The sequence below is a fragment of the uncultured Roseibium sp. genome (assembly GCF_947499295.1).
Taxonomy (GTDB): Bacteria; Pseudomonadota; Alphaproteobacteria; order Rhizobiales; family Stappiaceae; genus Roseibium.
Genome location: NZ_CANMNP010000037.1, coordinates 1 through 12,741, shown reverse-complemented (window position 1 = coordinate 12,741; position 12,741 = coordinate 1). Strand labels below are relative to the sequence as shown.

The 12,741-nt window shown below is 56.4% G+C and carries 13 protein-coding genes and 4 pseudogenes; 5 read left to right on the top strand and 12 right to left on the bottom strand.

Annotated features, from left to right (window positions below):
* Window positions 1–116: 116 nt before the first annotated feature.
* The 5 genes and pseudogenes from Q0835_RS28375 to Q0835_RS28355 all read right to left on the bottom strand — a co-directional run bounded on the left by Q0835_RS28375 (window position 117) and on the right by Q0835_RS28355 (window position 1,850).
* Window positions 117–395, bottom strand: a complete 279-nt coding sequence (locus tag Q0835_RS28375) for a transposase (RefSeq protein ID WP_298966653.1) — start codon at window positions 393–395, stop codon at window positions 117–119.
* Window positions 361–705 carry a transposase gene (locus Q0835_RS28370; RefSeq protein ID WP_298966650.1) on the bottom strand — a complete coding sequence of 115 codons (345 nt, stop codon included), beginning with the start codon at window positions 703–705 and terminating at the stop codon, window positions 361–363. The genes Q0835_RS28375 and Q0835_RS28370 overlap by 35 nt, the downstream gene beginning before the upstream one ends.
* Window positions 706–857: 152 nt before the next feature.
* Window positions 858–1,139, bottom strand: a pseudogene (locus Q0835_RS28365) (IS66 family transposase); the annotation flags it as partial.
* Window positions 1,140–1,294: 155 nt separating this feature from the next.
* Window positions 1,295–1,582 carry an IS66 family insertion sequence element accessory protein TnpB gene (gene tnpB, locus Q0835_RS28360; protein WP_363324519.1) on the bottom strand — a complete coding sequence of 96 codons (288 nt, stop codon included), beginning with the start codon at window positions 1,580–1,582 and terminating at the stop codon, window positions 1,295–1,297.
* 25 nt (window positions 1,583–1,607) lie between these two features.
* On the bottom strand, window positions 1,608–1,850 hold the full coding sequence (locus Q0835_RS28355; protein ID WP_298966648.1) for a transposase: 243 nt from the start codon (window positions 1,848–1,850) through the stop codon (window positions 1,608–1,610).
* A 3-nt stretch (window positions 1,851–1,853) separates the two neighbouring features.
* Here Q0835_RS28355 and Q0835_RS28350 point away from each other — a divergent pair.
* Together Q0835_RS28350 and Q0835_RS28345 are read left to right on the top strand one after the other, a co-directional pair.
* Window positions 1,854–1,982 (top strand): annotated as a pseudogene (locus Q0835_RS28350) (L,D-transpeptidase); the annotation flags it as partial.
* A 777-nt stretch (window positions 1,983–2,759) separates the two neighbouring features.
* Window positions 2,760–3,368, top strand: coding sequence for a GntR family transcriptional regulator (locus Q0835_RS28345; protein WP_298966645.1), 609 nt, complete (start codon window positions 2,760–2,762; stop codon window positions 3,366–3,368).
* Between the two features lie 17 nt (window positions 3,369–3,385).
* Here the strand turns inward: Q0835_RS28345 and Q0835_RS28340 are convergent, their stop codons facing one another.
* From Q0835_RS28340 to bioB, 6 genes are read right to left on the bottom strand one after another with little or no spacing between them, the layout of a single operon-like run.
* On the bottom strand, window positions 3,386–4,132 hold the full coding sequence (locus Q0835_RS28340; RefSeq protein WP_298966643.1) for a methyltransferase domain-containing protein: 747 nt from the start codon (window positions 4,130–4,132) through the stop codon (window positions 3,386–3,388).
* Window positions 4,133–4,152: 20 nt separating this feature from the next.
* Window positions 4,153–4,773 carry a pimeloyl-ACP methyl esterase BioG family protein gene (locus Q0835_RS28335; protein WP_298966641.1) on the bottom strand — a complete coding sequence of 207 codons (621 nt, stop codon included), beginning with the start codon at window positions 4,771–4,773 and terminating at the stop codon, window positions 4,153–4,155.
* Complete coding sequence (bioA, locus tag Q0835_RS28330; RefSeq protein WP_298966639.1) at window positions 4,770–6,056, bottom strand: adenosylmethionine--8-amino-7-oxononanoate transaminase; 1,287 nt, start codon at window positions 6,054–6,056, stop codon at window positions 4,770–4,772. The genes Q0835_RS28335 and bioA overlap by 4 nt, the downstream gene beginning before the upstream one ends.
* The gene (gene bioD, locus Q0835_RS28325) at window positions 6,053–6,673 is read right to left on the bottom strand and encodes a dethiobiotin synthase (RefSeq protein WP_298966636.1); all 621 of its coding nucleotides are present in this window, start codon (window positions 6,671–6,673) and stop codon (window positions 6,053–6,055) included. Before bioD ends, bioA begins: the two co-directional genes overlap by 4 nt.
* Entirely contained in the window at window positions 6,670–7,794 is a 1,125-nt protein-coding gene (locus Q0835_RS28320; protein ID WP_298966634.1) for an 8-amino-7-oxononanoate synthase, read from the bottom strand. Before Q0835_RS28320 ends, bioD begins: the two co-directional genes overlap by 4 nt.
* Entirely contained in the window at window positions 7,791–8,777 is a 987-nt protein-coding gene (gene bioB, locus Q0835_RS28315; protein WP_298966631.1) for a biotin synthase BioB, read from the bottom strand. The genes Q0835_RS28320 and bioB overlap by 4 nt, the downstream gene beginning before the upstream one ends.
* Window positions 8,778–8,947: 170 nt before the next feature.
* Between bioB and Q0835_RS28310 the strand changes: the two genes are divergently transcribed.
* The 3 genes and pseudogenes from Q0835_RS28310 (at window position 8,948) to Q0835_RS28300 (ending at window position 12,096) form a co-directional block, all read left to right on the top strand.
* Entirely contained in the window at window positions 8,948–10,135 is a 1,188-nt protein-coding gene (locus tag Q0835_RS28310; RefSeq protein WP_298966628.1) for an IS701 family transposase, read from the top strand.
* A gap of 274 nt (window positions 10,136–10,409) precedes the next feature.
* Window positions 10,410–10,529, top strand: coding sequence for a helix-turn-helix domain-containing protein (locus tag Q0835_RS28305; protein WP_363324523.1), 120 nt, complete (start codon window positions 10,410–10,412; stop codon window positions 10,527–10,529).
* A 542-nt stretch (window positions 10,530–11,071) separates the two neighbouring features.
* Window positions 11,072–12,096, top strand: a pseudogene (locus Q0835_RS28300) (IS110 family transposase).
* A gap of 331 nt (window positions 12,097–12,427) precedes the next feature.
* Here the strand turns inward: Q0835_RS28300 and Q0835_RS28295 are convergent.
* Window positions 12,428–12,741: pseudogene (locus Q0835_RS28295) on the bottom strand (transposase); the annotation flags it as partial.

Here is a 12,741-nt window from a genome sequence, read left to right as displayed (position 1 = left end):
AATGAACCGACTCGATGAACTCATGCCGTGGAATTGGCAACCCGAGTAAGTCAACGCCTGTATGACCGGACGCATACGCAGCAGATAGGGATAGACCTTGTGCTTCTTAGCCGGGCTCACTTCTTGAGCCCTTGCGCTAAAAAATCGTTCTCAACGGTCAGCCTCCCGATCTTGGCGTGCAGGTCCTTCACCTCCGCTTCCGTCGGTCCCTCGGATTTGCCGCCACGAGCGAACACATCCGCCATGCCTTCGACAGCCTGACGTTTCCACGTGCTCACCTGGTTCGGGTGTACTTGACACTTGGCTGCAATCTTCTGGATCGTCTTGTCACCGCGCAATGCCTCAAGCGTGACCTTCGCTTCAAACGCGTCCAAAAAATTCCGGCGTTTCGCCATTCTCGTATCCCTTCAAATCAATGGGATACACCTTAGTAACCTGTCCGAATTTCAGGGACCACTTCAGATCATCGCTGGCCCATGGACGCTCATCGCGCACATAGGTCCAAATGCGGGCTGTCGCGCACTTCTTTTTGGCCTGCATCTTGATGGGCGTATCATCTGCAAAAACAGCTTTGCAGGAGCAGGCATAACGCCCGATGGCTTCGGCGAGCGGCTCCAGCAGCTTGCTGGATTGACCAACCCAATCTGCCAAGGTCGAACGGCCAAGATCAATGCCCTCGCGTTCAAAGATTTGGCTCTGGCGCAATGGTCCGCGTATTTTGAGACCAGAACATGTGCCAGAAGCCCGTGGCCTGGGCGGCCACGCTCAATCGGTCGTGACGGTAGAGGCACCTGGACGATCTTATCGCAGCATTTGCAGGCCATGCGCGGGCGCACGATGCGGGTCACGACAAACCGACCGGGGATGTACTCCAACTCTTCGGTCACATCCTCGCCAAGGGCGCGCAGATCGCCGCCACAAGGGTAGTTTTCGCCCGGAGCCAGGACTTGCTCGTTACGTGGCAGGGTTGGCGGAAGCGGCTTGCGCTTTGGTTTTTGCTTTGACGCTGGATCAGAAGACCTCTTCCGGCGGGCGCCCCGCGCGGCGACCGTTTCTTCCTCTTCCAGCTGAAGCTGCAGATTGAGTTGATCGGCAGTTTCAGATTTGGACCCAAAGCGGTACCGATTGTGGCCCGACAGCTGATGCTTCAGCTTTTCAATTTATAAAGCCTGCGCCTTGGCCAGCTCGACCAAACCTTCCGCCGCCACGCGCAGCTCGCCGGGATCAGATGGTAGGAATTTGGGGGCGCCGAACATGCCCCGACTTATAGCCGAACGCCCAGGGGATGCGAATCCTATGGAGCTGGATTTATTGACAAATTTCCCGTCGTCAAAGGCCTCCACGTCCGTTTTGGATTACACCAGTCAATCCCCTCCAGGAGCATCGACAATTGCGCCGCGCTGACCGCAACCTTCCTATCCGCCGCCGATGGCCACACGAACCGGCCTTTCTCCAGACGCTTGGAAAACATGCACGCGCCTTGACCGTCCCAACACACGATCTTCACCAAATCGCCCCGGCGGCCACGGAACACAAACAAGTGCCCGGAGAACGGGTCTTGCTTCAGAACGCTCTCAGCCAGACCCGCGTGTTCGATGGAACGGGGATTACGGCATCAATCCCTCAACCAGGGCCAAAACTGACGCCAATGCCGTCGGGCCTTCCACCAGAATCCGCCGACCGTCTGACAACGTAATGTCAATGCGCTGTGCGGAAACAGGGGCACTCATCGCGGACACTACCAATGGCTCATTTGCACAGGATAGCGTGCCCTCGATCTCGACCGGAAAAAACGCCGCTGTATCTCTATCTGCTGCCTCGCCGTCCAATGCAAAACGAGGATCACGCAACCATTGTGGATCAGATTGGCGTTCATCGAATACCGACGTGCAACTTGCGCAACCGAAACACCAGGAACCCGCGCCTGCTTGCAAATCAACCGCTTCTCTTCGTCAGACCAAAACCGCTTCTTCGAGCCCTTCTTGCCCGCCATGGAGTACCCAAAGATGTCCACTATCGATGGTGGACACTATCAAACACTCGGTCACACCGTCAGAGCGGGGAAACCGGACGGCTACCCTGAAAACGAAAGTGCGAAAGATCTTTGACACTACCGCAGTTAGCGCCGTCGGAGCTCAATCCGGTCGAGAACATTTGGCAGTTCATGCGAGACAACTGGCTCTCAAATCGCGTCTTCAAATCCTACAAGGAGATCCTCGATCTGTGCGGCCGGGCTTGGAACAAACTCGTCGAACAACCATGGATCATAATGTCAATCAGCAGGCGGGAATGGGCTCATCGGTTCGGATCAATTGCGCTTGGTATGATTGGACGCCGACTTCGAACATGATCTCAGCGGATCCCGAAGTTAAACGACCGTTGATCTATGGTTTGCGAGGCGGTGAGGTAAATCCCCTCGGCGCTCGTGCGCTCTATTTTTATGTGAACGGAAAAGATACATTGTTTCGTATTCATGGTACCGACGATCCGTCATCAATCGGGAAATCGGTTTTCAGCGGCTGCATCCGAATGCATGATCTTGACGTATTGATCTCTATGAGTGTAGGAGTGCAGAGACTTTAGTCTTAGTAAGTACTATGAGACAGATCCAAATTTACTAGTGCTCAGTGGTTAAAAGATTTGGCCAATTCGATCGATGTTGGTATTGTAAATATTTATGAATGTCTGCGTTTCCGACTATGTGTTCGAAGTTAGGAAAACCAGAAAGCCCAACAACAAAATAGTACTTTTCCATTGAGATGACCCATCAAAACACGAAGAAATCAGACCAGATCGCAGAGCTCCTCGCGGCCGGGATAGTGCGCGGCGAAATTCCACCAGGGGAAAAATTGCGCCAAGATCAGATCGCGCAGGATTTCCAGTCCAGCCACGTGCCTGTGCGCGAAGCGTTGTTGAGGCTTGTGGCCCAGGGCCTTGCAATTAGTCTTCCGCGCCGGGGCGTATGTGTCGCACCTTTTGACAAATCATCCGTGCGTGAACTGATCGTCATGCGAAAGGCTCTTGAACCGGTGGCCTTGATGAATTCGGTTCTGAACCTGACGAGAGCGCAGATTGAAAGTGCGGAAGAAGCACGGCTCGGCTGCGACGACGCCAACAGCGCTCAGGAGTGGGAAGAGGCAAACCGGGATTTTCACCTGGCAATTGTCAGCGGTTGCGGTATGCCACGGCTGGTCGAGGAAATCAGCAATCTGCAGATGCTCTACGCCCGCCACTTTCTCGCACAGTTTTCCGACCAATGGCAAAAGCGGGCCGACAAAGATCATCAGGCCATTCTCACGGCAATTTATGCACGGGATACGGACGGTGCGGTAGAAATATTACGCCGCCATTTGGCGAAGTTGAGATAACACGCAGGGTCCCCGCCCTAACAGTGTTTTCGCGCGATAATCCAGACCGGGTGGTAGGTGAGCGGCACCAGTGCATTTGACGAAAAGCGGTCGATGTAGTCCGAACAGAACCGCATCAGCTTCGCGCGGGTCCAGACCTGGGAGCGGGGGGCGTTAACGCCAGTTCGGCGTAAGTGGCGAAGAACGTCAAGGGGAGTGTCAAACCAGACGGGATTAATCTCTTCCCGCGCTTCCAGTATTTCCAGCTCGTTATCGAAGCCGGTCCGCAGAAATCTCGCCAGATCCTTAGAGCCACAAAGCCCGGGTGCACGCGCTGTCGAACCGAGCTGAGCGAGTTCTATGAATTGACTGTGACCGTATCCGGAAACAACCAGCCAACCGCCAGGAGCAAGCGCGTCGGCTGCACGTTGCAAAAGGCATTGAGGATCCGCCAGCCATTGAATGGTCGACGCGGACGCTATCAGGCTAGGTGAGTCTGGCCAGTCAATTTTACGCACATCGCCGAGCCGGAAGGACGCTTTCACCGGTAGGGCCGGTAAGCGGGTAGAATACGCAAGATCGTTCAGAAAAAGCGAAGCTATACCGAACTGGTCAACCAGCGCTTGGGATAGATGTCCGGAGCCGCAACCAAACTCGAAGACTGTCCCGAAGGTCTTCGGCGCGCCCAGGGACACCATTCGATCCACGAGTAATTGAACAATACGCGCCTGTTCGCGCGCGTTGTCGTGATAACTGTCCTGGCTTCGGGCGAAACTATTTCTCACTCGTTCATCCAACGCAGTATTCAATTGAACCAGTCTCCCCAGCTTTGCCCCTGATTAAATGGCTGGTGGAAAGACGCGATATGGCGAACGACGGAGCGCTGACGGGCCCAGCCGGCTTCCTGGGCATGCGCGGAAATGATCCGGTCACCGGTCGAAATCCAGATCCGGTCGAAAGGCAATTCGCGCGCCGGTCCTCGATCGGCAATGAAATGCAATTCTTCTCTGGCCGCCTTGATGTCAAATTCGGCGGGCGGAGACGCAGAACCGCAGCGTCTGGTGAACCGTGCCAGGCTGGAAACGGAAAGGCCGTCTGCGGCTGCTTTGAGCAACTCCGGCGGGATCCCCTTTTCCCTGTCCGCCGGATAGGCGGTGCCATTGACCGCCACCAGCCGGGCCGGCTTCCATTGTACGTTCGCAAGCCAATGCAGCGCTGAAACCACACCAAAGGAATAGGCGAGGAGATAGACTTCATCGTATGTTTCAATGAACCCTGGATCTAAATCCAGCTGCCGGTAATCTTCGACGAACAGGACATCCTCGCTGCCGGTCATGTTGCGGAATATCGACGGACCAAGGACCCAGCCGCCAAAGGCAAGGATCAACCTGGCCGAACCGGACTTTCGCAGCCAGTGTAATCTCATGCCTCCCCTTTCGCCAGAAAGATCATCTCGGCGGTTACGCGGGACAATTCCTCCGGCGTAATGATGAAAGGCGGCATGCAATAGATGTTCCGACCGAATGGACGCAGCCACACTCCTGACGACGGCGCTCGGCAATGCGCAATCCGTGGATCGGTTTCCCTGCACATTTCAATGACACCGATTGCCCCGAACACGCGCACATCCTTGACACCTGCAAGGGTTTTGGCCGGCTCGAGTTCACTCTTCAGCTGTGTTTCGATCCACGCAACACTGTCCTTCCAGCGGCTATCTCTGAGCAGATCCAAACTTGCGTTCCCCGCCGCACATGCTAGAGGATTGGCCATATAGGTGGGTCCATGCATAAAAGCGCCGGTTTCGCTCTCACCAATTCCCATGGCGACACGTTCCGTGGCGACGGTCGCAGCGAAAGAAATATGTCCGCCGGTTAAGGCTTTGCCGAAACAAATGATATCAGGCCGCACACCGGCAAAGTCCATCGCGAACATATGTCCGGTTCGGCCGAAGCCCGTGGCAATTTCATCGAAAATGAGAAGAACATCGTGTTCTTCGCAGATTGCCTTTGCAGCCTGGAGCCATCCGGGGTGATAAAACTGCATACCGCCCGCTCCCTGTACCAGCGGCTCAAGGATCAGCGATGCGATCCGGTTGCCTTTCCGGTCGAGAAGAGCCGCCAATTCGGACAGACCGTTTTCTTCGGGCAAATCCGGCCACGCATCGGACAGACCGATGGCGGGGCGTGCCAGAAAATGCTGGACCGACAAGGCGCCGCGAAAAAGTCCGTGCATGCCGTTGACCGGATCGCAGACGCTCATCGCTTTCCACGTGTCGCCATGATACCCGCCGCGAATGGTCGCAAATTCCACTTTGCCGCCGCGCCCGGCAGCCATCTGATATTGAATGGCCATTTTCATTGCCACCTCCACGGCTACCGACCCGCTATCGCAATAAAAGATCCGGTCTAACCGATCGGGAAGCAATGCGACCAGCTTTCGGCCCAGATCCACGGCTGGCATGTGCGTCAACCCGCCGAACATGACATGGGGCATCCGCTCAAGCTGCCGCTGCATCGCCGAAACGATGGCCGGGTGCCTGTGGCCGTGGATGGCGCACCACCAGGAGGACATTGCATCGATCATCCGGTGGCCATCCTGGCATGTTATCCAAACGCCTTTGGCATCCGTAATCAGATGCATCGGACCGGGTGATGCCGAGTTCGTATAGGGATGCCATAAATGGCGGGCATCAAATTCCAGCGGTGTCATAGCAAACCCCGAATGCTCTCGATATCGATTGATTGGAAAGCGTTGGCTAGTGTTTTGCGATTCAGGGCTCCAATCGGAGCAATTCGCCCCAAGTGCCGCACGCCGCACATCTCCACTACCGTTTGCTCGGCGGCAGGGTCGGGAACTCCGTTGAAGATGAGTCCTGCGATGGGGCAGCCAGCAGTCCGCAAGGCCGCGATCGACAGTGCGGAATGATTTATGGTGCCAAGCCCCGTTAGCGCCACAAGCAGCACCGGCGCCTTCCATCTGGCGAAGACATCGACAAAGAATGTTTTCCGGTCCAGGGGAACCATGACGCCACCTGCGCCTTCCACGACAAGCGGGCCGGCAGCCGGCGGCAATGCCAGGTTTGCGATCTTGATGTCGATGCCCATGTCCTCAGCGGCGAGATGGGGGGAGCCAGGAAGGTTCAACCGGTAGGCTTCTGGCAGGGTGGGGCATCCGGTCAGCGCGGCAACGGTTTCGGTATCAGTAGCGCCGTCCAGACCCGCCTGCACGGGCTTCCAATAGGCGGCGCCCAATGCCATCGTCAATCCCGCAGCGGAAATCGTTTTGCCGACACCTGTATCGGTGCCGGTGACGATGATCGCGCTCATTTCCCCTCCTCTAACAACTTGGAGATCGCCTCAAACAGTGCCGTGATTTCCGGATGGCTTACGTGAGCGGTGATGGAAATCCGCAAGCGTGATGTGCCCCGCGGAACCGTTGGTGGGCGGATACCTCGGGCATCGAAACCGAGCCTCTGCAACTCCCCTGCCCAAGACATGGTTCTGTTATCGTCGCCAACGATCACTGGAATGATCTGGCTTTCCAGACCGGCCAGGCCGCAACATCTGCGAGCTTCGCCCTGAGCGTGATCGATGCGGGACTGCGCGGCAGCTTGAAGGCCAGGACGTTCCTCCAGCGCTCGCAGGGAGGCGCGTACGAGCGCTGCGGTCATGGGCGAGGGGGCGGTGGCAAAGACGAAGGGCCGCGCCCGGTTTATCAGCGTTTCGATCAGGACCCGCGAGCCGCAGACCAAGCCGCCGGATACGCCGAGAGCCTTGCCGCATGTGTGAAGGGTCAAGGTTTCCGCGCCGAGCCCGTGCGCCAGTCCGCAGCCTTGCGCTCCGAACACGCCCGTTGCGTGCGCTTCATCGATCACGAGAACGGCGCCGGTAGACATGGCCAGTGCGTCGAGATCCTTCAAGGGAGCGAGGTCCCCTTCCATCGAGTAAAGGCTTTCGATGGCGATCCAGACATGACCGGTCCCTCCGGACGCACGCCAGCTGCGCAGAGTTTCTTCGGCGCGGTTGACGTCGTTATGGGGGAACACCAGGGTCTCCGCCCGCCCAAGGCGCATGCCTTCATGCGTGCTGGCGTGGATCAGCTCATCGTACAGGATCAGGTCACCGGCTGCGGGCAGGCTGGAAAAGATGGCCTGGTTTGCCTGAAACCCGCTCCCCAGATACAACGCAGCTTCCGAGTGGAAATACCTGGCCGCTTCGGTCTCCAAAGCTTCGTGTTCGGCATGATTGCCGCGTAACAGGCGCGAGCCGCCGGAGCCAAGCGGAACGTTACGGTCCAACGCGTCCATGGCTGCTCTCTCCAAAATCGGAGAAACAGACAGGCCAAGATAGTCGTTGGAGGTAAAATCGAGCCCGCGCGCCGGCATGAGCCTGCGCTGCCGGTTTCTCCTCTCCAGGGCATTCAGGGTCGCTTCGAACCGGGCTTTCATGGCTGGCCGGCTTCGTTCCGATCCGGCAGACCGTTGCTGCCCATCGGGGAAATGCCTATTTTCTCGAAAAGAACCCGGTCCGCGTCTTCTTCCGGGTTATCCGCCGTCAACAAGGTGTCGCCGACAAAGATCGAATTGGCTCCGGCGAATATGCACAGCGCCTGCATCTCGTCGCTCATCTGGTTGCGGCCGGCGGACAGGCGGATATAGGAACGCGGCATCAAGATCCGCGCCAGCGCTATCATGCGGACAAAAGCTATCGGATCGAGCGGGAGTGTATCCTCCAGCGGCGTGCCTTTTTGAGGCATGAGCATATTGATAGGCACCGACTCCGGCGGCTCTGCCAGGTTGGCGAGCGTAACCGCCATATCGATACGGTCCTCGACCGTCTCGCCCATGCCCAAGATACCGCCGGAGCAGACCTTGATGCCGGCCTCGCGTACGCGTTCCAACGTGTTGAGCCGGTCGGCAAACGTGCGGGTGCTGATGATTTCCGCGTAATAGCGTTCGGATGTATCGATATTGTGGTTGTAGTAGTCGAGCCCAGCTTCAGCGAGCTGAACGGCTTGTTCTTCGGTCAGCATGCCAAGTGTCATGCAGGTTTCCATCCCGAGCGCCTTGACGCCCGCAATCATTGCGATCAGCGCGTCCATGTCCCGGTCTTTTGGTTCGCGCCAGGCAGCGCCCATGCAATAGCGTGTTGCGCCTCTGTCACGCGCCTTCCCGGCTTCCGTCAGCACACGATCTATTTCCATCAGTTTCGATGCCGAAAGCTGGGAGCCGTTGCGTGCGGATTGTGAGCAATAGGCACAGTCCTCCGCGCAGCCGCCGGTCTTGATCGACAACAGCTTCGATATCTGCACCCGATTGGAGTCAAAATGCTCGCGATGTACGCTCTGCGCCTCAAAAAGGAGGTCCATGAGCGACATATCGTAAATGCTCCAAGCTGAGGCGCGTGTCCAACTTTCCAGTGATTTTTTCATTTAGTAGATAATTTTCATTCGTTTACTCTTCGTCACATACATTTAATAGATTTCTTGGCGATCCGCAATAGAAGTGCTGGCAGTGCGTACCGTGCTCGATCCGCCTAGTACTACGGTTGCGTATTTAAGTGATTTATGATTCTTCTCCTTTGTCACATGGAGAGATTTTTATGCCGGTTTCGACATGGTCGGGTACTGCCTTGCAGTGGCAGGATGAGCTTTCGTCTCTGAAGGAACGGCTTTGTCCAGTTTTCCGCCGTCGTGAGCTTCAGGAAACAGGCGGGGCTTTTCTCGACGGCCTTTTGTCCGGCGCCGAGCGCAAGACGGGTTGGCAAATGTCGGAACACGCCGGGTTGTCGCGCCCTTACCGGATGCAGTCGTTGCTGGGCCGCGGTTCCTGGTCAGCGGATGCGTTGCGCGATGTTGTGCGCGACTATGTTTTTGAGAGCCTGGGAGACGCAGACGGTGTGTTGGTTGTCGATGAGACCGGCTTCCTGAAGAAGGGGGATCGGTCGGTTGGCGTTTCCCGGCAATATTCGGGTACGGCAGGCAGGGTAGAAAACAGTCAGGTCGGTGTGTTTCTGGCCTATGCCAGCCGCTTCGGTCAGTCTCTGATCGACCGGCGCCTTTATCTGCCGAAGACCTGGGCCGGGGATGTGCAGCGGCGTGCCCGGGCGCACGTGCCTGAGGATATTGCCTTTGCCACGAAGATCGAGATTGCCCGCGACATGATTGCCGCCGCCCTCAATGCAAGTGCGCCCTGCCGGTGGGTGTTGGCCGATGCGCTTTACGGTGGCTATTACCGCTTGCGCCGGCTGTTGGAAGAGCGCGGCCAGCCCTATGTTCTGGCGGTGCGCTCTAACCACGATCTGCGCTTTGTCACCGCGCAAGGCTTCATTCAGACAGACCCGAGGACAATTGCTCAGGGTCTTGACGCCGACGCCTGGATGCCGCTGCCGGCGGGCCAAGGGGCAAAGGGAATGTGGCTCTACGACTGGGCGTGGATAGCCTTGCCTTACATTGTGGACGAAGGGTTTGAACGATGGCTGTTGATCCGCCGTAGCCGGAAAGAGCCCGACAAGTTCGCCTACTATCTGTCTTTTGCTCCCGAAGGCACAACCCCTGAGGAACTGGCGGGGGCGGTGGGCCTGCGCTGGACTATTGAGGAATGCTTCCTGCGGGCCAAGGATGACCTGGGTCTCGATCATTGTGAGGCGCGGTCTTGGCACGGCTGGCAAAGGCACATGAGCCTCGTTATGGCCGCGGCGGCTTTCCTGGCAAGGCTGTCTGCCGCATTGAAGCGAAACGCGTTCAGGAAAGCGAACGAAACGAGTCCATGCAGCCGCATCGCCGATTGAGTATCATGTCGAAACTCCTGCCAAGCACCGCGGAAATCAAATATCTTCTGGCGCGATTGCTTTTGAAACCGCTAATCGCCGCCTCATTCGTAATGGATTGGTCAATATGACGACGAAAACACCAATTCAACGCCGCAACCGCTCACTATAAGAAAAACCTAAATACGCAACTGTAGTACTAATCCGCATCCTAAAAACATCGCGACACAAGATTCTCATCCAGATTGTCGCGCAATTCTCACCCAGATTGACACGCTATACACCCAGAATCAGCATGGCGGAAATTCGGGAAAAGCTGACAGCAGGCTTGTCACCAACGGAGATCGCTCGTGAGTTTGGTGTTTCCCGAGGCACGGTCTACAAGGCAAAGAAAAATCTGAAGGATTCGGCATGAGTGGGAACGTTCAGCCTCAGAAAAAGCGACTGAAGAATCTCACGCCTGGGCTTTGTGCAAAGCTGCAAGACGAGATGCGGGCTGCCTGCTGTACAATCGCGGCTTGTGCTTCGCTGACGATGATCTCCAGGATGTCAATCTTCGCGTTGGCCTTTCCTACACAATCCGTCTCGGTCTTCCCATGGAAGACGGTTCGCTGTTTGAGCCTGACAGGGAAATGTTCTAAATCCACGCACCTCAGTATGGACTGGACCCATCTGACTTTGGCAAAGAGTTCGATGATCGCGGTGAACGGTTCCGCATCACTGGGCTCGAACCGAAACGGACGAAATATCCGATGAATGCAGAGCTCCTCTCGGACCAGCGAGAGTATAAATTCTCATCCGACATCATCGGCATGCTGCTGGCTAAATCACGCGAAAGAAAATGATCCCTTTTTGTTTCTCAAGACGCCTAAATGCGATGGAGTGGACGCCTCCTTACAGCATCGCAATGTGCCAAAGTATTGTCGTGTAAACGCTACGGAACAGGAGACGTCCACAATGGAAGTTAGCATAATCGGGATTGTTATCGCCAAGAATGTGTTTCAGTTTCATGGGGCTGCGGTCGATGGATCAACGGTATTCCGGCGCAAGGTTCGGCGCGTCGGCCTTGATTTCCTGGCTGGGTTGCCACGATGTCTTTTGGCGATGGAAGCCTGTGCCAGTTCCCATTTTTGGGGTCGGGAGATTGAGAAGATCGGGTATGAGAGCCGGCTGATCCCGCCGCAGTATGCCAAGCCTTTCGTCAAGCGCCAGAAGAATGATGCTGCTGATGCAGAGGCAATTGCGGCAGCAGCAGCCCGGCCGGAAATGAGGTACGTTGCCGTGAAGTCGGCCGAGCAACAAGCTCAATCCATGCTTATGAAGACGCGCGAGTTGTTCGTGGGTCAACGTACCCAGACCATCAACATGTTGTGCGGGCATCTCGCAGAGTTTCGGATCGTTGCACCGCAAGGCCTGTCACATGTCAAAAAGCTCGAGGAACTGGTTTTGGGTGAACAAACGAGCGATTTCCTGCCACTCACCATGCGCATATGTGCATTCGGCTCTTTGATCACCTTCGGTTGCTGGACTGGCAAATCGAGGATTTGACATCAAGAATTGAAGCAGCAGCCCAACAGGATGAAACAGCCCGCCGACTTATGACACTTCCTGGCATAGGTCCGATGTGTGCGATGGCGATCGTTACACTTGCACCACCGCGAGAAAGCTTTCGAAAAGGGCGGGACTTTGCCGCCTGGGCAGGTCTGACCCCAAAGCAGCATTCGACCGGTAGCAAGACTCGATTGGGGCGCACATCGAAGATGGGACAGCGAGACATCCGAAGGCTTCTGATCCTTGGGGCTATGTCCGTCATCCAAGCCACTGAGCGCAAAGGCGGCGCGCCAGAAGGTTCGTGGCTGGATCGGATGCTGAAACGAAAGCCCAGGTTGCTGGTGGCGATTGCCCTGGCAAATAAGTTGGCCAGAATGGCTTGGGCTTTGATAAGAAATGACGATGTTTATCAAGTTCAGCTGGCTGCCTGACGGCGCTCGGCTGGAAACTGGAATGCGGTGGGTCTGAGCGGAGGATTATGGGCGAATAGTCGAGAATGACGAGATCGGGAAAACCAGGGAAGCGTGTATGGGGCATAAACCCCGAAAATGCGATTTGGACCTGATCTTCGAACTATCCATAAAGGCCTGCGACTTTGAAATCGCAACCAGAGGCCGGACATACGCTGGAACTCGACCGCATTCTCTCAAAATAGCCGTAAAACCTGCTTGCATTCCTGGAGGCGTCCACACACACGCTCGATCCATTTGGGCCAAATGGCGCAATTGCGGGAATCAATCTTTAGTTCGCCCTGAACAATTGCTAAGCGTTTGATGTTGCATGCGCGGGCAGAGGTTTTGGAGTATCCGATTTTGCCATTGTTGGAAGAAGCGCTTGCAGCATGCAGGCAAGCCAAAGCACGAGGGTTGCCAGGATGAGGCGCAGATTGTGTCCAGCGGCCACGAGCAAGGCATTGATGGCGTCGCCAACATGGCCGAGAAGGAAGTTCCGGTCCAGTCTCCCATCGGTTTTCATGTGACCGATGGTGGCCTCGATGGCTTATCGTCGCTTCAGTTCCCGTTTCATAGTGGCGGACAGCCCGCGCTTGCCGCCGGCGATCATGACCGAGCCCGAAC